The 17,681-nt window shown below is 70.0% G+C and carries 18 protein-coding genes and 2 pseudogenes; 12 read left to right on the plus strand and 8 right to left on the minus strand.

Annotated features, from left to right (window positions below; all coding sequences use genetic code 11):
- The coding region (locus ACP4J3_RS44375; RefSeq protein ID WP_426542830.1) for a condensation domain-containing protein at positions 1 to 1,371 on the minus strand (1,371 nt) is incomplete at its 3' end.
- Between the two features lie 618 nt (positions 1,372 to 1,989).
- Here ACP4J3_RS44375 and ACP4J3_RS44380 point away from each other — a divergent pair.
- Genes ACP4J3_RS44380 through ACP4J3_RS44400 form a run of 5 tightly spaced genes read left to right on the plus strand, consistent with a single transcriptional unit; the run spans position 1,990 to position 5,078 of the window.
- Positions 1,990 to 3,393 (plus strand): class I adenylate-forming enzyme family protein, encoded by a 1,404-nt coding sequence (locus ACP4J3_RS44380; protein ID WP_426542832.1) that lies wholly within the window; start codon positions 1,990 to 1,992, stop codon positions 3,391 to 3,393.
- Positions 3,390 to 3,626: an acyl carrier protein gene (locus tag ACP4J3_RS44385; RefSeq protein ID WP_426542834.1), complete on the plus strand. Its 237-nt coding sequence runs from the start codon at positions 3,390 to 3,392 to the stop codon at positions 3,624 to 3,626. Before ACP4J3_RS44380 ends, ACP4J3_RS44385 begins: the two co-directional genes overlap by 4 nt.
- A gap of 46 nt (positions 3,627 to 3,672) precedes the next feature.
- On the plus strand, positions 3,673 to 3,873 hold the full coding sequence (locus ACP4J3_RS44390; RefSeq protein ID WP_426542836.1) for an MbtH family protein: 201 nt from the start codon (positions 3,673 to 3,675) through the stop codon (positions 3,871 to 3,873).
- Positions 3,874 to 3,882: 9 nt separating this feature from the next.
- Complete coding sequence (locus tag ACP4J3_RS44395) at positions 3,883 to 4,446, plus strand: hypothetical protein (protein WP_390641734.1); 564 nt, start codon at positions 3,883 to 3,885, stop codon at positions 4,444 to 4,446.
- Positions 4,443 to 5,078 carry a DUF6875 domain-containing protein gene (locus ACP4J3_RS44400; protein ID WP_426542839.1) on the plus strand — a complete coding sequence of 212 codons (636 nt, stop codon included), beginning with the start codon at positions 4,443 to 4,445 and terminating at the stop codon, positions 5,076 to 5,078. The genes ACP4J3_RS44395 and ACP4J3_RS44400 overlap by 4 nt, the downstream gene beginning before the upstream one ends.
- On the opposite strand, the gene ACP4J3_RS44405 is transcribed toward ACP4J3_RS44400, so the two are convergent.
- Positions 5,057 to 5,194, minus strand: coding sequence for a hypothetical protein (locus tag ACP4J3_RS44405; protein WP_426542841.1), 138 nt, complete (start codon positions 5,192 to 5,194; stop codon positions 5,057 to 5,059). The genes ACP4J3_RS44400 and ACP4J3_RS44405 overlap by 22 nt on opposite strands.
- 211 nt (positions 5,195 to 5,405) lie before the next feature.
- Between ACP4J3_RS44405 and ACP4J3_RS44410 the strand changes: the two are divergent.
- From ACP4J3_RS44410 to ACP4J3_RS44420, 3 genes and pseudogenes are all read left to right on the plus strand, one after another.
- Positions 5,406 to 5,722, plus strand: a pseudogene (locus tag ACP4J3_RS44410) (transposase family protein); the annotation flags it as partial.
- A gap of 440 nt (positions 5,723 to 6,162) precedes the next feature.
- Positions 6,163 to 6,294: pseudogene (locus ACP4J3_RS44415) on the plus strand (undecaprenyl-diphosphatase); the annotation flags it as partial.
- Positions 6,295 to 6,422: 128 nt separating this feature from the next.
- Positions 6,423 to 6,602, plus strand: coding sequence for a hypothetical protein (locus ACP4J3_RS44420; RefSeq protein ID WP_078504336.1), 180 nt, complete (start codon positions 6,423 to 6,425; stop codon positions 6,600 to 6,602).
- Between the two features lie 46 nt (positions 6,603 to 6,648).
- On the opposite strand, the gene ACP4J3_RS44425 is transcribed toward ACP4J3_RS44420, so the two are convergent.
- The gene (locus tag ACP4J3_RS44425; protein WP_426542843.1) at positions 6,649 to 7,929 is read right to left on the minus strand and encodes a hypothetical protein; all 1,281 of its coding nucleotides are present in this window, start codon (positions 7,927 to 7,929) and stop codon (positions 6,649 to 6,651) included.
- Positions 7,930 to 8,148: 219 nt separating this feature from the next.
- On the opposite strand from ACP4J3_RS44425, the gene ACP4J3_RS44430 reads away from it, so the two are divergent.
- Together ACP4J3_RS44430 and lnt are read left to right on the plus strand one after the other, a co-directional pair.
- Positions 8,149 to 8,634: a nuclear transport factor 2 family protein gene (locus tag ACP4J3_RS44430; protein ID WP_426542845.1), complete on the plus strand. Its 486-nt coding sequence runs from the start codon at positions 8,149 to 8,151 to the stop codon at positions 8,632 to 8,634.
- Between the two features lie 71 nt (positions 8,635 to 8,705).
- The gene (lnt, locus tag ACP4J3_RS44435) at positions 8,706 to 10,289 is read left to right on the plus strand and encodes an apolipoprotein N-acyltransferase (RefSeq protein WP_426542847.1); all 1,584 of its coding nucleotides are present in this window, start codon (positions 8,706 to 8,708) and stop codon (positions 10,287 to 10,289) included.
- On the opposite strand, the gene ACP4J3_RS44440 is transcribed toward lnt, so the two are convergent.
- Positions 10,213 to 11,118 (minus strand): Gfo/Idh/MocA family protein, encoded by a 906-nt coding sequence (locus tag ACP4J3_RS44440; protein ID WP_426542849.1) that lies wholly within the window; start codon positions 11,116 to 11,118, stop codon positions 10,213 to 10,215. The two genes, lnt and ACP4J3_RS44440, sit on opposite strands and share 77 nt — an antisense overlap.
- Positions 11,119 to 11,130: 12 nt before the next feature.
- A complete protein-coding gene (locus ACP4J3_RS44445; protein WP_426542851.1) occupies positions 11,131 to 12,315 on the minus strand; it encodes an FAD-dependent monooxygenase in 1,185 nt (394 codons plus the stop codon).
- An 86-nt stretch (positions 12,316 to 12,401) separates the two neighbouring features.
- Between ACP4J3_RS44445 and ACP4J3_RS44450 the strand changes: the two genes are divergently transcribed.
- Positions 12,402 to 13,028, plus strand: a complete 627-nt coding sequence (locus tag ACP4J3_RS44450; protein WP_426542853.1) for a TetR/AcrR family transcriptional regulator — start codon at positions 12,402 to 12,404, stop codon at positions 13,026 to 13,028.
- Between the two features lie 19 nt (positions 13,029 to 13,047).
- The gene (locus ACP4J3_RS44455; protein WP_426542855.1) at positions 13,048 to 13,560 is read left to right on the plus strand and encodes a DinB family protein; all 513 of its coding nucleotides are present in this window, start codon (positions 13,048 to 13,050) and stop codon (positions 13,558 to 13,560) included.
- Positions 13,561 to 14,203: 643 nt separating this feature from the next.
- On the opposite strand, the gene ACP4J3_RS44460 is transcribed toward ACP4J3_RS44455, so the two are convergent.
- From ACP4J3_RS44460 to ACP4J3_RS44470, 3 genes are all read right to left on the minus strand, one after another.
- Positions 14,204 to 14,659: a hypothetical protein gene (locus ACP4J3_RS44460; protein WP_426542857.1), complete on the minus strand. Its 456-nt coding sequence runs from the start codon at positions 14,657 to 14,659 to the stop codon at positions 14,204 to 14,206.
- A gap of 533 nt (positions 14,660 to 15,192) precedes the next feature.
- Positions 15,193 to 15,876, minus strand: a complete 684-nt coding sequence (locus ACP4J3_RS44465) for a uracil-DNA glycosylase (protein WP_426542858.1) — start codon at positions 15,874 to 15,876, stop codon at positions 15,193 to 15,195.
- A gap of 125 nt (positions 15,877 to 16,001) precedes the next feature.
- Positions 16,002 to 17,582, minus strand: coding sequence for an ABC transporter substrate-binding protein (locus ACP4J3_RS44470; protein ID WP_426542859.1), 1,581 nt, complete (start codon positions 17,580 to 17,582; stop codon positions 16,002 to 16,004).
- Positions 17,583 to 17,681: the final 99 nt, after the last annotated feature.

The raw sequence follows: 17,681 nt of genomic DNA on the forward strand, positions 1-17,681 counted from the left end.
CCGCGACGACACCACAGCAGCCGGCCCCGCCAGCACAGCCGCCCGCTCCTGCGCGGACAGCAGATCCATCCGCCCGATCGGCCGGGAGGAATCCGTTGCCGTGACGGCTCGCAGAGCCGTGAGCAGGCGCCGGTGGTGAGCGGCCAGTTCGTCCTGCGTGCACAGTTCGGGGTGGGCGTTCAAGTCGACGACCGGCCCGGCGCCGTCACGCCGGTCCCACACGGCGAGGGTGAGGTCGCCCACCAGGCCGGAGGTGAGGTTGTGCGCGGTGGTCGGCAGTCCGGCGAACGTGATCGCGTAGTCGAAGGACATGACGTTGACGACGGGTGCGTACCACGTCCCCATGCGGCCGGGCAGTGCGAGGTCGCGCTGAATGTCCTCGGCCCGGTACCGCTGGTGGCCGCCCAGTTCGCGCACGCGCTCACGGATCTGGGTGAGGAGTTCGCCGAGTGTCAGCTCCGGTCGTAGCGTGAGCCGGAGCGGTAGGACGTTGGCAGCCGTGCCGGGAGTGCGGCGTTCCACCTGGGTGAGGCGTGCCGTCACCGGCAGGCCGAGGACGACGGTGGCCGCGCCGGTCGTCCGGTGGACGTGGAGGGCTGCGGCGGCGATGACCATGTGCGACCAAGGTGCGCGGGCCCGGCGGGCCGCGTCGCGCAGCGCCGTGTGTTCCGCCGGCTCCCATGCAGTGGTGTGCCGGAGATAGCGCTCCGGCGTGGTCGACGGCGTGCCGACGAGGCCTGCCGGTTGCGGACGGTCAGCGAAGCGTTCCGTCCAGTAAGCCTTGTCTTGGGCGAACTGCTCCGATGCCTGGTAGGCCTGTTCGGCCGTGATCAGGTCGGACAGCGTGCCGAACGGGCTCGCTCCCACCGGGCCACCTCGGGCGAGTGCGGTGTAGACGTCGGCGACCCGGCGTGTGATCAGCAGGGACCCGAAGGCGTCCATCACGGCGTGGTGGTAGCCCTGGTACCACCAGAAGCGGTCTGCGCTCACCTTCAGTAGCGCATACTCGAACAGCCGGTCCTCGGTCAGGTTCACGGGCCGGGCGACCGCGGCGTCCATCCAGTCGCGGGCGGCCTGTTCGGGGTCCGGCTCCGCGCTCAGGTCGGTGACCGCGAGCGGCCAGTCGGCAGGCTCTCGGAGGGCTTGCCGGACCTCGTCACCTTCCTCGACGAAGCGGACGTGCAGCGCCTCCGCCTCGCCGACGACGAGCCGCAGGGCTTGCGCGAACAACTCCGGGTCCACGCCTCCGTGGATCTCCAGGTACTCCCCCACCCGGAAAACTCGATTCCCTCTCCCCAGCCGCTGCTCGGCGATCCATATTTCGCGTTGCGCAGCCGTGAGGGGCAGCGTGCTGCCGGCACTGACGGACAAGTCTCCACCTCCGAGAATTCCCCCGCACGGACGGCCGGAGAGACAGGAATGAAAAACTCACAATGCCCTGGAAAAGGCGTCGTCAATTCGATCGCGCGGAAGCGAAACAGCGAACTCCGCACTGTCGGAGCGATGCGGATCGCCGCATGCGTACAAGAGCCGGACGTAACCGCCCGGAAATACGACAGAGGGAAACCTAACCCTGGGAGATCCGGAGGGTCAAGGAGATCAACCGGCTATGCCACGTGCATGTCCGGCGCCCTGTCCCGCCGGCGGGACACACGGGACAACCCGGCGGAACCCGCGCGCACGCCCGGCATCGGCCGGGCGCCCGCCGATGCGGTACGGCGGCCAACTCCCCCTGGATCGACTGATGGAGGCCCACCAATCGCACTTGCGGCGGGACACGACGGCTGCCCGCCACACGCCGGACGCACTGCCCTTCTCACAGGCGGCGCCCTGCCGGTGCGGCGGGCGGCGTCAGGACCCCCGCGTCGCCCGCGGGGCGGCCCGCCTTGATCGACGGCTCTTGCCCGTCGTTTATCGACGGTGTTAGCTTCATTTTCCACAAATGCCGATCGCACGTTTCCCGAAGCTGTTTCACAAAAGGAAGCCCGTATGGCAAAAACGCAGTGGGTGAGTCATCTGCTGAACCGCGGCGCGGACGACGACCCGTGGGCCGTGTCAAGCGCTTCGGTCACCCGGGGACAGTTACGCAGTGCGGTGGCCGAGTTCGAGGAGCGTTTCCGGAACCAGGGAATCGGCGAAGGCAGCTCGGTTCTCCTGAGGATGACGCCGAGTTTCACGTACATACAGGTGCTGTTGGCTCTGTGGAGCCGCGGGGCGCAGGTGGTCCTGGTCGACTTCCGGCTGAAACCGGCCGAGTACGCACCGCTGGTCCAGCAGGTGCGTCCGCAGTACCTCGTCGCCGCGGCCGACGCCGGAGGGCCGGTGGCCGGATTCCGTCAGGAGTCGGACTTCACGGTCCAACAGCTGCCGGACGGCCGGCCCGCCATCGACGGCATACGACTGGTGCAGTTCAGTTCGGGCTCGTCCGGCCGGCCCAAGGTGATCGGCCGACCCGCCGACTCCGTGCTGGCCGAAATCGACCGGCACGCCGCCCTCCCCGGAATCCCCGGCGCGGACGACCGGATGATGCTGCTGAACTCGGTCATGCACAACATGGGCCTGGTCAGCGGCGTGCTGCACGCCCTCGCGTCCGGGGCGACACTGATCATCCCGCCGACGCTGCGCCCGGCCGAGGTCGTACCGCTCATGGCGGCCACCGGGACGACCGCCGTCTACGGGACACCCGTTCACTACGACCTGCTGTCCCGCGTCGCCGACCGGCCCCAACTGCCCGCACTGCGCCTCGCGGTGTCCGGCGGCGAGCGGGTGCCGCAGGAGACGTACGAGAACTTCCGCGCGCGCTTCGGCCTGCCGATCAGCCCGGTCTACGGACTGACCGAGATCGGACTGATCGCGGGTGACCTGTCCGGCACGTCCGTCCCTCCGCATCTGGGGCTCCCCGTGCCGGGGGCCGAGGTCAAGGTCGTCGACGAGGAGCTGTATGTGCGGATGGACCGCTCGCCGTATCTGTACGGCGAGCACGCCGACCGCTACACGGACGGCTGGCTGCGGACCTTCGACCGGGTCCGGCAGGACCCCGCGACCGGGGTGCTCAGCATGCTCGGCCGGGCCGACTCGCTGGCGGTGATCGGCGGACTGAAGGTCGACCTCACGGAAGTGGAGAACGTCCTCCTGGCCCACGAGCGGGTGACGGAGGCCGTCGTGACGCACCAAGAGGTCATCGAGGCGTTCGTGGGCGCCGATCCCGCCGTCGGTGCGGACGAGCTGACGGTCTGGTGCCGGGAGCGGCTGAGCCCTGTCAAGATCCCCAAGCGGTTCCACATCACGCGGCTGCTGCCGCGGAACTCCATGGGGAAGCTGATCCGCGACCGTGCGCTGATGCACGGACGCGTCCTGTCGGAATCGCCCTCGCGGGCGCAGGGGGACCGATGATCTCGAAAGACGACCTCAGGGCGATATTGACCGAGAACGCAGGACTCGGGCCGCCCGAGGAACTGACCGACGACGCCGAGCTGGTGATCGACTCCTTCACGCTGGTGGTCCTTCAGCAGGTCCTGGAGGAGCGGCACGGCGTGGTCATCGAGCCGCAGTTCGACGACATGGCCCAGTTCACCTCGATCGACGGCATCCACACCTACGTGACCAGGGTCGCGCAGGAGCACTGACCGGCACACCCGTCCCTCATCCGACGGCATTGCGCAGGGAGCGATGATGAGCAACCCCTTCGAGAACCCCGACGGCACCTTCCTGGTGCTCGTCAACGACGAGGGCCAGCACTCGCTGTGGCCCTCGTTCGCCGACGTGCCCGCGGGCTGGACGGTCGCGCTCGGCCAGAGCGACCGCCAGACCTGCCTCGCCTACGTCGAGGAGCACTGGACCGACATGCGCCCGCTGAGCCTCGTGCGCCGATAGGAGACCTCGATGGACGACGCCGCATTCCAGCAGCTGCTGTTACGGGAGGAGGACCTCGAGGAGTCGTTCTACGGCGAGGAGCCGAGCGCCGCCTACGATCCCGTCTACGTCTCCGGCGACGAGTCGGGGCGGGCCATCGTCGACCTGACCAACATGCTCACGCACGGCACGCATCCCGAGACGGTGCACCACGCCTCCGCGCTGTTCACGAACGTGGTGGGGTCGGTGGTGTTCCACCATGTCGCCGAGTTCGGCCACGGGACCTGCCGGCAGATCTACCAGGAGCTCTTCGACGCGGTGCACGCCTGCGCGCAGTACCGGATGGAACTCAACGACGGCGTGCAGCTGGACATCTCAAGGGTGGATCTGGGCCCTGTCGAGCTGGGAGACGGCGGCTTTCTCGTGCGGTGGCTGTCCACGGTCGACCACTTCCGCATCGAGACCGCCTGGGTGATCGTCGCCAAGGACGACATTCTCACCTTCGTCAACGCCCGTGTCCCGGACGAGTCGGAGATCCAGCGGCTCGCACGTGTCGCCGTCGACCGCGTCGCCGAACTGACCGGTGCGTCATGACGTCCACGGCATCCCTGGTCGACTTCGCGTCCACGCTGGAGACCGTCGAGGAATGGCTCACCGAGTACATCTCAGCGAGCCATCCCGAGATCGGCCGCACGGGGCCCATCTGTCCCTTCGTGGCCCCCTCGCGCAAGAACCGGACGATGGAGATCCGCCTGCGGTTGGCCGGTCACGCGCCAACCCTCGACCTCATCGAGGAGATCGCCCTCAGCAGTCTGCGGGAGTACGAGCTGACGACCTGGCAGGGCCGCAATCCCATGCTGCGGGCCATGGTGGTCGCCCTTCCCGACCTGCGCAGCGAGGACACCGGACTGCTCGACCAGGCCCATGCCCGGGTGAAGGACGCCTTCGTGGCACAGGGGCTCATGATCGGCCAGTTCCACGAGAACTGCGAGGTGACGGCCGCACGCAACCCCCGCTTCACGGTGAGCAAGGCACCCTTGCCCCTGTTCGCCATCCGCGCCATCGCCCTGCACGACGTCTTCTTCCTGTCCGAGCGACCGCACTGGTTCCAGCAGTACCGGGAGCGGTTCGGCAAGTTCTTCGGACCGGGGTCCACCGTGATGGACGCGCTCTTGGTGGAGCGCTACCAGGAGGCCGAGCAGGCTTACGGTGGTCCGCCGCCGTAGGTGCCGGCGGCCGCTTGGCCACCGGTGCGGGACTCCGACACTGTTGGGTTGTGCATCCCGAACGCCATCAGGGTCGGCACCAGCAGGACGGGGATGGGCGCCAGGTGCTCGTTCACCTCGGCCAGGGCGCGGACCGCCTTCGGACCGAGCCACGGGACGGGTTCCGGCGTCGGCAGTTCCCTGTATCGGTCCTGGAGTGGTGGGCGTTGACCTCGTCCCCTCCGCTGCCGGTGAACATGACGTCGCACCGTCGGGTGGTTGCCTGGGCTTGTACGACGTCGAAGGCTCCTTGGTAGAACGCCCCTGCCGGATCATGCGGCCGGGGCCGACCGTATCGCCGTCGACCGACCGTTCTACTCGGGCAAACACAAGCTCGCGGGCAGCACGGACGTCATGGACGGACCGACAAGGGATACCAAGGAGCCGGGGGCACGGTCCGTGTTCCCTACCGCGGCCGATGGGAGACGCTGTCCACAGGCCGGCAGGCCGTCAACCGGTCCCACGCGAAGATCCGGGCCCTGGTCGAGCAGGCCGTCGCCACCCTCAAGTCCTGGCGGCTTCTCCGCGAGCCCCGCTGCTCGACCACCCGCATCACGAGCCTTGTTCAGGCTGTCCTCACTCTGCATCTGGCCAGCGCAGGCTGAGGATGGAAAAGGCTCACGGCGCTCCTCGCCATCCATGACCACGAGTACCTGTTCCCGGCCATTGGCGGCGGGCTACTGGCCAACGCAAACTTTAGCTACTCCTACTGGCAGCCGGTCTCGCGCGGTCGACCGTCCGCCTGAACCAGCCCCAGCCGGTCACCTCCCGCCGTCCCCTTCCGGAGGTCCCTGCGACCGCATACGCCGGGAAGCGGCTGTACCTGCTTCGTCACGGCGGCAAGGAGTGGCTGGACGAAGATCGACACAGTCGCATCGCCGTGGAGACCCGCATGGGCCACGAGGTCGCCGGCGTGGAAGGTCTCTACTCGCACGTTACCCTGACCATGGAGCAGGAGATTGTGCCATCTCCCACTGCTCTCCCATTCAATCTTGATGAGTGGTGGAAACAGCAGGTCAGAGCCGCTCAGAACCTCGACTTGAACTGGTTCATGAAGTTCATCTCGACCAAGAGCTTCATGCCGTTCGTCTGGTACCGCATCGCCCTCGGCATAGTCATCATCGCCCTGGTGACGGCGGGCGTGTTGAGCCCGCACGCTGCGGAGTCGTCGGGCTGACGCACCTGACCCGCGAGTCAGTAGGGGCGCCCTCCCAAACGCCCCCGCCGAATTCCGTGACCAATCACATACGTTGTGCGTAGCCGTCCGGTAGCGCGCTGTCAGTCCTTGCCCCTAGGCTTGTCCGCATGTCCCCCCATTCCTTAGGCCCTGGTTCCGTGCGGTCTGCTGCCGAGGTGAACGAGGAGATCCGTGCCCTGTGGCTGCGCGCGGGCGGCTCACTGTCCGCTCAGGAGCGCGCGGAGTACGAGCTGTTGGTGGTCGAGTGGGCGGCCGCCATCCGTGGTGAGGTCATCGAGGCCGCTTGAAGAGATCCTGGGGCGCCAGGCCCCCAGTTGATGCCGCACCGGTGGCTCATCGGCCGAGCAAGCCGACGGCCTCGCGATAGTCGTCATACGCCTCGCCGTACTGACGGGCGGCGAGAAGGAACATGGAACGGTCGGTCAGGGCCCGCCCCAACGCCCCCCGGCCCTCCGCCCCGCCGACCACGTCGGCCAGACGACGCGCAAGCGCCACACCTTCGTTGAAGAGCGGGCGGAGCGGCTTCAGGATGCGATGGCTGCGTCTTTCCCGGTACACGGCTGAACGAATGGTGAGCCTTCGGTGCAGGTCCACCAGGGCGGGAAGATGTGCGCGCGGGTCTGTCGTGGCCCGCTCCCTCAGACCGGCGACCTCTGCCTCGAGGGTGGGCAGGCCGTCGAAGTACGCCTGTCTGACGTCCGGCGACCAGTCGAGGAACGAGAAGCCGAACGCAGGCGCCGGCGCACCCGGAAGCGGCGTCGGCTCCGCCGACCTGCCCGACAGCGCGTACAGAGTGGTCCACCACGACAGGATGTTGCTCCAGACCTTGCGTTCCCCGGTCCTGTCCAGCTCGGTCATGAGGGCAAGGGCCTCCTGCCGGGCCCCGCGAGCCTGCCCATGGCGCCCGGCCGCGTCCAGCATCCCGGCCTGATGGACCAGTTGCCAGGTCACGATGGCCAGCGAAGTCCTGTCCTCGGCGAGTTCACCACGGCTGACGTCCACGATGTCCGCGAAGGCCTCGAGGGCCGCGTCGTGCCGTCCCGCGGCATCCAGTTCGGCCGCCCATTCCAGCATGGTCCAGAACGAGACCTTGTCCGGGCCCTCCGCGCGGGCATCCTCCACCAACTTCCCGCACAGCTCCGCGGCCTCCCGGTGCTTGCCGCTCTCGGCCAGCGCCATGGCCAGGGGCCCGTGCCCGTAGCTGGGACTCGGCACTTGTCCCTGCTCGAAACCCCACCGCCCGGCCGCGGCCATCTCCTCGCACACGGCGAAGCCCTCAGCCCGCCGCCCGGCGGCATACAGCCCGTGCCGGTACGCGGACAGAGCCCGCACCAGCAGCTCGGTCCTCCTGGGGTCGCCCGCATCGATGCGCCGTGCCGTGGCAACGGCGTCGGCGTGGCGCGCCAGTCGCACCTCCGGCCGGTCCCGGACCTCCGGCGCATATCCGTACGAGAGCAGCGCCTCCGTCAGCTTCGGCAGATAGGACAGCGGGCTGACCGACGAAAGCACCCGGTAGGCCTCGACCTGTTGGCCGATGGCCGGTCTGCCGGATCCGAGCAGCAGCGTCCGCGCCCGCAGCACCGCATCCTCATCGACCTTTTCGGTGTGATCCATGACGGGGATTGTGAGGGCCGGAGAGGAGCCCGGCCAAGGCTGTCGAGCTGTGCCTTCGGTCCTACGCAAACGGTCTCCGAGCTGTCATGATGAAGACGTCATCGCCGCTCGCGCCTCACCCACCCGCGCGCGGGTCCGCTCGACCGACCCCACTCTCATCCACCGATTACCGCCGTACGCCCTCTTGGCTCCGTACGCCTCATGCTCAACACTGAGCCGATGACGCAGCGTGTGGAACTCGCCACCCTGAGGGACCGGTTGGCGGTCGACGGAGTGATCACCGACTATGCGGTGGCCGTGGACGACGGCGACTGGACGGCCTACCGAAGTCTGTTCACCGCCGACGGGCGGGCGGACTACCGGTCAGCCGGTGGGATCGAGGGAGACGCGGGAAGCATCGCCGCGTGGCTCGCGGAGAGCATGCGGGTGTTCTCGATGCGGCAGCATCTCATCGTCAACCGACGGGTGCGCTTCGGGGTGCTGGAGCAGGACACCGGTGACACGGCGCGGGTGCAGGCCGACTACGTCAACCCGATGCGGTTCGCCGGGGACGGCGAGGGCTCCTCGGCGCCCGACTTCGTGTGCGGCGGCCGGTACGCCTTCGGGCTGCTGCGGACGTACGACGGCTGGCGGCTGCGCGAGGTGATCGTCCAGGAGAAATGGCGCCGCCTGCCCGAGCGGACCGCGCCCGCGGCGATCGACTGAGCGGACGCCCACTGTCCCGCTGTCAGTGCCTGCGAGCACACTGGAAGGACCACGGGGCAGGGAGGCGCCGCATGAAGAGGATCAGCCACTGGCTCGCCTCGCCGTGGCGGCGCTCGACCGCCGCCGTGCTCGCCGGTGCGCTGCCCGTGCTCGCCTTTCCCGAGCCGTCGCTGTGGTGGTTCGCGTACGTCGCCCTGGTCCCGTGGATCGCGCTGATCCGCACCGCGCCGACCGGGAAGCGGGCGTTGTACGACGGCTGGTGGGGCGGGTTCGGCTTCATGCTGGCGATGCATCACTGGCTGCTGCCGAACCTGCATGTCTTCACGTTCGTCATCGCCGCCCTGCTCGGCGCCCTGTGGGCCCCCTGGGGCTGGCTGGTGCGCCGCTTCCTGGCCTCGTCGGGCCCGTCCCCGGGCCGGGTGGCGGCGGCGCTCCTCGTGCTGCCGTCCGGCTGGCTGATGGTCGAGCTGGTCCGCTCCTGGGAGGGGCTCGGCGGGCCGTGGGGTGTGCTGGGCTCCAGTCAGTGGCAGGTGGAGCCCGCGCTGCGGCTGGCCTCGGTGGGCGGGGTGTGGCTGATCAGCTTCCTGATGGTCGCCGTCAATGTCGCGGTCGCGGTGCTGGTGACGGTGCGCTCGTCGCGGGTGCCGGCGGTGGCCGGGCTCACCGCCACGGCCGTGGCCACCTCGGCCGCCTGGATGTGGTCGCCGCGCCCCGACGTCCAGGACCGGGTCCGGATCGCCGTCGTACAGCCCGGCGTGATCGAGGGCGCGGGCAAGGCCGACCGGCGCTTCGACCGCGAGGTGCAGCTCACCCGCGAGCTGGCGGGCCGGGGCGCCGACCTGATCGTCTGGGGCGAGAGCAGCGTCGGCTTCGACCTGGGCGACCGGCCCGACTTCGCCCGGCGGCTCGCGGCGCTCTCCCGCGAGACGGGGACGAACATCCTGGTCAACGTGGACGCGCGGCGCTCCGACAAGCCCGGCATCTACAAGAGTTCGATCCTCGTCGGCCGGGACGGCCCGACCGGCGCCCGCTACGACAAGATGCGGCTGGTCCCCTTCGGGGAGTACATACCGCTGCGCTCGGTGCTGGGCTGGGCCACCTCCGTGGGCAAGGCGGCCGCCGAGGACCGCAGGCGCGGCACCCAGCAGGTCGTGATGGACGCCGGGCACGGGCTGCGCATCGGCCCGATGGTCTGCTTCGAGTCCGCGTTCCCCGACATGAGCCGCAATCTCGCGGACGACGGCGCCGAGGTGCTGGTCGCCCAGTCGGCGACTTCGACGTTCCAGCAGAGCTGGGCCCCGGAGCAGCACGCCTCGCTCGCCGCGCTGCGCGCCGCCGAGACCGGCCGGCCGATGGTGCACGCGACGCTGACCGGTGTCTCCGCCGTGTACGGGCCGAGCGGGCAGCGCATCGGTTCCTGGCTGGCCACGAGCGAGCGCACCAGCGCGGTCTACGAGGTGCCGCTGTCCGGTGACACCACTCCGTACGTCCGCTTCGGCGACTGGCCGTTCCTGGCGGCGCTGCTGATCATGGCCGCCTGGGGCGCGGGCGCGGGCATACGGACGCTGCGGCCCCGGCTCAGGCCGCCCGCTCCTGAACCGCCCGTACCACCCGTTCGCACAACTCGTGGGTCGCCAGCGCGTCGCGGGCACTGAGCACCTTTCCAGCGCGCACGGCGTCGAGGAAGGCCAGCGCCACCTGCTCGATGCCGCGCTGCCGGGCCACCGGCACCCAGTCCCCGCGCCGCCGCACGGTCGGCTGGCCCTTGTGGTCGACGACCTCGGAGAGGTTGAGGACCTGGCGCTTGGTGTCCTGCCCGGAGACCTCCAGGACCTCTTCGGCCGAGCCGCTGAGCCGGTTCATCACGCCGAGGGCGGTGAAACCCTCCCCGGCGAGCTGGAGCACGACATGGTGCAGCAGTCCGCCCTCGACCCGGGCACGCACGGTGACGTCGTCGATGGGGCCGGGCACCAGGAAGCGCAGCGTGTCGACGACGTGGATGAAGTCGTCGAGGATCATCGCGCGCGGCTCCTCCGGCAGCCCGATCCGGTTCTTCTGCATCAGGATCAGCTCGCGCGGATGGTCGGCACACTGCACATAGCCGGGGGCGTAGCGCCGGTTGAAGCCGACGGCGAGGCTCACGTTCCGCCGCTCGGCGAGCGCCACCAGCCGCTCGGAGTCGGCGAACCGGTAGGCGAGCGGCTTGTCGACATATGTCGGCACGCCCGCCTCGAGGAGCCGGGTCACGATCTCCGGGTGCGCGACGGTCGGCGCGTGCACGAAGGCGGCGTCGAGGTCCTGCGCGAGGAGCGAGTCGAGGTCCGCGTGCCGCTGCGCGGCCGGCAGGTGGAGGCCGTCGGCGACCCGGGCGAGCGTCGCGTGCGTACGGGTCTGCAGATGCAGTTCGACCCCGGGCTGCACGCCGAGCACCGGCAGGTAGGCCTTCTGCGCGATGTCACCGAGTCCGATGCAGCCGACCTTCACGGGTGTGCTCCTCTAACGGTTGCCTGCCGGGGTCTTCCCGGCAGCATACGGCGCCTGCGGCGGCCGCCAGTCGGCGATGTCCTCGAAGCCCCGCAGGAACAGCAGCGGCGCCGCCTTGGACAGCGCGGCCAGCGCCGTGTTCCGTACGGCGATCCCGGCGCGGTTCGTCATCAGGTTGAGGCGGGCGACCCGCGCGGCCTGCCGGGCGATAGTGGTCGTACGCGGAAGGCGAGCCGCGCTGTAGGAGCCGAGGTCGTCGCAGTACGCGGCGAGCACGACGGCATCCTCGACGGCCTGGTTGCCGCCCTGCCCCAGCATCGGCTCCATGGCGTGCGCGGCGTCCCCGACCAGCGCGACCCGGCCGCGGTGGTAGGCGGGCAGCGGCTCGGCGATGCGGTGGACGTCGTGGCGCAGGACGTCCTCGGGGCGGGCGGCGGCGAGGATCGCGGGGACCGGGTCGTGCCAGTCGCCGTAGCGGCGCAGCAGTTCGGCCTTCTCGTCGTCGGGAGCGCGCCCCTCGGCGGGGGTGACCGCCGCGGCGTAGGCGTAGACGCGGCCGTCCTTCAGCGGGTGCGAGCCCCAGATGCGGCCCCGGCCCCAGGTCTCGTGCGAGGCGAACTCCACGCCGGGCACCGCGATGACGACCCGCCACGTCGTGAACCCCGAGTAGACGGTCCCGGGGTGGTGCGGGAACAGCGCCCGGCGTACGGCGGACCGGATGCCGTCGGCGGCCACCACGAGGTCGGCCTCCAGGTCGCCGTCCGGTGTGCTTACGCGCGCGGGCCGGTCGGCGTCGCCCGGATCGGCAAGGGTCGCGGCGACCCCGGTGCGGACGGCCTCGGCCGGTAGGCGCGCGGCGAGGCTGTTGACGAGGGTGGCCCGGTGCAGCAGGACGAGGGGGCCGCCGAAGCGCTCGGCCACGACGGCGGCGTCCGTGCGCGAGAGCCAGCGCCCGGACGGGGTGCGCACTCCGCCGTCGCCCTGCCAGGCCGCGAGGTCGCGGATCTCGTCGCCCAGCCCGATGACGTCCAGCGCGCGCAGGGAGTTGGGCGCGAGCGAGATGCCCGCGCCGACCGGCTCCAGGGACAAGGCCCGCTCCAGCACGGTGACGTCCCAGCCGCCCTGGTGCAGTGCGGCCGCCGCGGTCAGGCCTCCGATGCCGCCGCCGATGACGAGGGCCCGCCTCGACTGTGCCATGGCTTCCTCCTGAGCTAACTACAGATGTAGTAATGCGGTGCGCCCGACTGTACTACAGGCGTAGTCCGAGAGATAGATTGATCGCCATGTCCGTACGCTCCGCAGGCGCCTCGCGCGTCGATCTCGTCGCCGACACCGCCCTCGCCCTGCTCGCCGAGCGCGGTATGCGCGGGCTCACGCACCGAGCGGTCGACGAGGCGGCCGGACTGCCCCAGGGCTCCACCTCGAACCTGGCGCGCACCCGGCAGGCCCTGCTGGAACTGGCGGTGCGCCGACTGGCCGAGCGCGAGGCGCGGGTGCTGGCGCTGGAGGAGATGCCGGACCCGCGAGGCGGCCTCGACTCGTTGGCCGACGGCCTGGCCCTGGCGACCCACCGCGCCCTGACCCGCAACCGCGACCTCACCCTCGCCCGCTACGAACTCGCCCTGGAGGCCACGCGCCGCCCCGAGCTGCGCGCCTACTTCGACGCGACGGGCGCCCGCTTCCGCGACCAGCTCACCGCCCTGGTGACGGCGATGGGCTCGACGGCCCCGGAGCGGCATGTGCTGTCCCTGGTCGCGTGGGCGGACGGACTGATGTTCAGCTGCGTGGCGGGGTCCTTCAGCGCGCGGGTGCCGAGCCTGGAGCAGGTACGGGCGGGGCTGCGCGAACTGCTCGGCGGGATGTTCGGCGATCCGCCCGCCGCCATGAAAGCTCCTGGTGAACCGGCGTGAGTTGAGCGACGATGCGGGCATGACGACCGAACGCCGAGAGCCCGCGACCCTCGCCGACGAGCGCACGATGCTGGAGGGCTGGCTGGACTACCACGGCCGGACCCTCGCGTGGAAGTGCGAGGGCCTGACCGACGCCCAGCTCAGGACCGCCTCCGTGGAGCCGTCCGAGCTGTCCCTGCTGGGGCTGGTGCGGCACATGGCGGACGTGGAGCGGAGCTGGTTCCGCAGGGTGCTCGCGGCCGAGGGGGTGAGCCCGATCCACTACACCGAGGAGGACCGGGACGGCGAGTTCCACCTCACGGAGACGAACACCTGGGAGGAGACGTGCGCCACCTGGCAGGCCGAGATCGAGGCCGCCAGGCACAACGCGGCCCGCTTCGGGCTGGACGACATCTCCGAGGGCAGTCATCCGCGCTCCGGCGAGCGGTTCAACCTGCGCTGGATCTACACGCACATGATCGAGGAGTACGCCCGTCACAACGGCCACGCCGACCTGATCCGCGAGCGCATCGACGGGGCCACCGGCGACTGACGTCAGCCGGGACGGGTCCGCGCCGCCCGTACGGGGACGGAGATCACCCGTGTGGATCAACCTCTGCTCGTCTCCCGCCCCAACGGCCGCCCGAACCAGCAGAGTTGCGCGGGTGCATCGAACGACGACCACCGCAACGCTCCTGGTCACCGTGGCCGTCTCGGCCCTTGCCGGCTGTACGACGGTCCAGCGCCCGCCGGCCCCCGGCGCGCCGACGGCGCCCTCCCCGCCACCGGCTCCCCGGCCGAGCGGCCCTACGGAACCCACGGAACCCGAGGTCGTCCAGGCGCCGGCCCGCGAGGCCCTGGCCCTGATCGGCGGCCCGGACCCCACACCATCAGCCGCATCCTCCGCGCCCGCCACGGCCCCGGCCCACCCCACACCCCCGCCGAAGCGCTCCCGCCCCGAGCCGCACGATCCCCGCCGCCCGCAACACTCCGCCCCCAGGCCCCACGTCCCGCCCCAGCCTTCCGCCCCAGTCCCCGACGTTTCGGCGTCGCTGCCGAAAGCGGTCCAGGGGAACGGGGACATCTGCGCACTGGGCAGGAAGTACGGCGGCTGGCCCCCGGACAGCCCCGAGTCGAGGATCTGCGAGCAGACATACGGGCGCTGAGTGCACCCTTCGCCCGCCGCCCCTCCCCTCTTAAGCCCCCTCCCCCAACCACCCCTCCAACCGCCGGATCTCCGCGCGCACCCCATCCCCGTAGCTGTCGTCCCCCAGCACCCCCGCCGCCCCTCGCGCCCGCCGCAGGTGCACGCGCGCGGCCTCCTCGCGGTCGAGCTTCACATAGTCGGCGGCCAGGTTGAGATGCAGCGAGGGGTACAACGCCCGTACCGCGACCGCGCTGCTGGCCCCTTCCGCCTCCGTCAACGCCCGCAGATCCCAGGCCAGTTCGTCCGTGGGGTCGTCCTGTGTGTCGGCCAGGTAGTGGGCCAGCGTGCATCGGTGCAGTGGGTCGCCGTCCTCACCGACCTCCGTCCACAGGTCCAGCAGGCGACGCCGGGCCTCCTCGCGGTCCCCGGCGTGATGGAGCATCACCACCTGCCCGATCCGCGTCAGCACGGCGTCCGGCGCCGTCCGCTCCTGTCTCTCCGCCACCGCGTCCTCCGGGCCCTCGTCGGCTGGGTTCCTCCCGACGCTAACGGCCCCCACCGGCAATCCCTGTCAGGCGGCTCCGTACGGCACCGGCCTGACCAGCGCGAAGAACCGCCCCGGGCGAGAGCCGACCGACGGAGGACATGCCCACCGCGGGATCAACCGACCCCACGCGAAGCCCACCCAGCGAGCAGCCGGCTCACCACGAAACCAGCCCCGCGACAAACCGGCCGACCATGGGACCGGACCCGACAGAGGCCTGCCACAGCGAAGGATCCAGTCGGCGCGCGGAGTCGTCCCCGCAAGGGCTCCATCCGACGGATCCCGTCGACGCCGACAGAGAATCCGGCCGACGACTGCCCCCTCCCCGGCAACGAGCCCGGCCGCCGCCCGCCCCCCGATCCCCGATGATGAGCCCGACCGACGGCTGTCCCCTCTCCCGGCGAAGAACCCAGCCGACGGCTCCCTCCCCCTCCGACGGAGAGCCCGGCCGACGATTTCCGCCTCCGGGCGAACAGCCCGCCCCCCGACCAAGATCAGCCCAGGTCAGGGATCCGCCAGTCGATCGGCTCATGCCCCTGTCGGGCCACCGCCTCGTTGATCTGTGTGAACGGGTGGGAGCCGAAGAACTTCTTCGCGGACAGTGGCGAGGGATGCGCCCCCTTCACCACCACATGGCGCGTCTCATCGATGAGCGGGAGCTTCTTCTGGGCGTAGTTGCCCCACAGCACGAACACCGCGGGGTCGGGCCGGCCCGCCACGGCCTTGATGACGGCGTCCGTGAACTTCTCCCAGCCCTTGCCCTTGTGCGAGTTCGCCTCGCCGGCGCGGACCGTCAGCACCGCGTTGAGCAGCAGGACACCCTGCTCGGCCCACGGCATCAGATAGCCGTTGTCGGGGACGGGGTGGCCGAGCTCCTCCTTCATCTCCTTGTAGATGTTGCGCAGCGAGGGCGGTGTCTTCACCCCGGGACGGACCGAGAAGCACAGACCGTGCCCCTGTCCCTCCCCGTGATACGGGTCCTGGCCGAGGATCAGGACCTTCACCTTGTCGTACGGCGTCGCGTCCAGCGCCGCGAAGACCTCCTCGCGCGGCGGGTAGACGGGACCCTTCGCCCGCTCCTCCTCGACGAACTCCGTCAGCTCCTTGAAGTAGGGCTGCTGCAGTTCGTCAGCCAGAACCCCGCGCCAGGACTCGGGCAGCATGGCGATGTCGGTCACGTCGACTTCCTTACGATGTGCGGCGAACAAGAACAATGAGGGGCGACCGCTCAGCGGTCACTTCCAGTTCTCCGAACCTACAGGCGGCCACTGACAATCGCCCCGCCCACCGCACATCCCGTCGACTACCAACTGGTCTTGCGGGACAGCTCCCCCACCATCATGATCGTCGACGGGTCCAGCGCCCGCTCCGCCCCGGAGACCTCCGAGCTCGCGGCCACGTACTGCCGGCCCTGCCACAGCGGCAGCAGCCGCGCGTCGTCGACCAGGATGCGCTGGGCGTCCTCGATGTCCTTCACGACGTTGGCCCGGTCGCTCTGGGCACGGGAGTTGGGCAGCAGGGTCTCGGTGATCCTGGGCGTCACATAGGGCGTGCCGAGCGCGTTCTGCTCACCGACGAACGGCGCGATGAAGTTGTCCGCGTCAGGGAAGTCGGGGAACCAGCCGCGCCCGAAGACCGGGTACTCGCCCTTCTGGTAGCCCTCGACGTACGTCTTCCAGGGGCGGGACTTGAGGGTGATCTTGAACAGGCCGGACGCCTCGAGCTGGTTCTTCAGCTCCTCGAACTCCGCCTTGGTGGCGGAGCCGTAGCGGTCGCTGGTGTACCAGAGGGTGAGCGGGACGGGGGTCGAGATGTCGGCCTCGGTGAGGATCTTGCGGGCCTTGGACGTGCTGGGCTCGCCGAAGTCGTCGAAGAAGCCGGTGGTGTGCCCGGTCAGGCCCTTGGGGACCATGGAGTACAGCGGCTCGACGGTGTCCTTGTAGACCTTGTGGGCGATCGCCGGGCGGTCGACGACCTGGGCGATGGCCTTGCGGACGGCGGTCTTGCCGGCCATGGGGTCCTCGGGGTTGAAGACCAGGTAGTTGATCTCGGTGCCGGAGCCCTCGATGAGCTGGAGCTCGTCATCGTCGTCGGCCTGGATGTCGACGATGTCGTCGGCGGCGAGGCCACGGAAGGCGACGTCGAGCTTCTTGTCGCGCAGCGCGGCGACCATGGTGGGCGAGTCCTGGTAGTAGCGGATGGTCACCGCACTGTTCTTGCGCTCCGCGATGCCCTTGTAGCTGTCGTTCTTGACGAGTTCGGCCTGGTTGCCGTCGTCGTACGACGACAGGGTGTACGGCCCCGACCCGACGATCGTGCGCTCTTCGCGGAGCTTGTCCGCGGGGTACTCCTCGGGGTCGACGATCGACATGGCGGGAGTGGCGAGGACGAACGGGAAGGTCGCGTCGGCCTTGTTGAGGTGGAAGACCACCTCGCGGTCGTCCAGCACCTGGACCCGTTCGAGGCTGCCCAGCAGACCGGCGGGGCCGCCGTTGACGTTGATCTTCAGGATGCGGTCGACCGAGTGCTTGACGGCCTTGGCGTCGAGGGGGTGTCCGTCGGAGAAGGTCAGGCCCTCGCGCAGCTCGCACTGGTACTTCATGTTCGAGCTGTCGGTGAACCGGCAGTTCTCGGCGGCGTCGGGCTCGGGGGTGGTCGAGCCGGACGGGTAGCTCAGCAGCGTCTGGTAAATGTTGCGGAACAGTTCCCAGGAGCTGTCCCAGGACGCGGCGGGATCCAGGGTGCTGGGGGCCGCGGTCGTCCCCACCACGATCGGGCCTCCCTCATCCGTCGAATCGGACGAGAGGACGCCGCACCCTGCCACCAGGGACGATATGGACGCGATGGCCGCCACCTGCCGCAGGCGTCGGATCCGGTTGAACACGCGCACGCTCCTCGATCTGCCATACCAAGGGTCGGCAGACGATACCGCAGTGTTCCGGCCGTTGGACCTCCTGTCTCATGGAGCAGTTGTTCGTTCTTT

Source organism: Streptomyces sp. UG1, from assembly GCF_049974585.1.
GTDB lineage: Bacteria > Actinomycetota > Actinomycetes > Streptomycetales > Streptomycetaceae > Streptomyces.

What these genes read in the sequence shown, in the direction of transcription:
- ACP4J3_RS44380 (WP_426542832.1), top strand. Translation starts at nt 1,990, where the DNA reads ATGGCAAAAACGCAGTGGGTGAGTCATCTGCTGAACCGCGGCGCGGAC.
- ACP4J3_RS44385 (WP_426542834.1), top strand. Translation starts at nt 3,390, where the DNA reads ATGATCTCGAAAGACGACCTCAGGGCGATATTGACCGAGAACGCAGGA.
- ACP4J3_RS44390 (WP_426542836.1), top strand. Translation starts at nt 3,673, where the DNA reads ATGAGCAACCCCTTCGAGAACCCCGACGGCACCTTCCTGGTGCTCGTC.
- ACP4J3_RS44395 (WP_390641734.1), top strand. Translation starts at nt 3,883, where the DNA reads ATGGACGACGCCGCATTCCAGCAGCTGCTGTTACGGGAGGAGGACCTC.
- ACP4J3_RS44400 (WP_426542839.1), top strand. Translation starts at nt 4,443, where the DNA reads ATGACGTCCACGGCATCCCTGGTCGACTTCGCGTCCACGCTGGAGACC.
- ACP4J3_RS44420 (WP_078504336.1), top strand. Translation starts at nt 6,423, where the DNA reads ATGTCCCCCCATTCCTTAGGCCCTGGTTCCGTGCGGTCTGCTGCCGAG.
- ACP4J3_RS44425 (WP_426542843.1), bottom strand. Translation starts at nt 7,929, where the DNA reads ATGGATCACACCGAAAAGGTCGATGAGGATGCGGTGCTGCGGGCGCGG.
- ACP4J3_RS44430 (WP_426542845.1), top strand. Translation starts at nt 8,149, where the DNA reads ATGACGCAGCGTGTGGAACTCGCCACCCTGAGGGACCGGTTGGCGGTC.
- lnt (WP_426542847.1), top strand. Translation starts at nt 8,706, where the DNA reads ATGAAGAGGATCAGCCACTGGCTCGCCTCGCCGTGGCGGCGCTCGACC.
- ACP4J3_RS44445 (WP_426542851.1), bottom strand. Translation starts at nt 12,315, where the DNA reads ATGGCACAGTCGAGGCGGGCCCTCGTCATCGGCGGCGGCATCGGAGGC.
- ACP4J3_RS44450 (WP_426542853.1), top strand. Translation starts at nt 12,402, where the DNA reads ATGTCCGTACGCTCCGCAGGCGCCTCGCGCGTCGATCTCGTCGCCGAC.
- ACP4J3_RS44455 (WP_426542855.1), top strand. Translation starts at nt 13,048, where the DNA reads ATGACGACCGAACGCCGAGAGCCCGCGACCCTCGCCGACGAGCGCACG.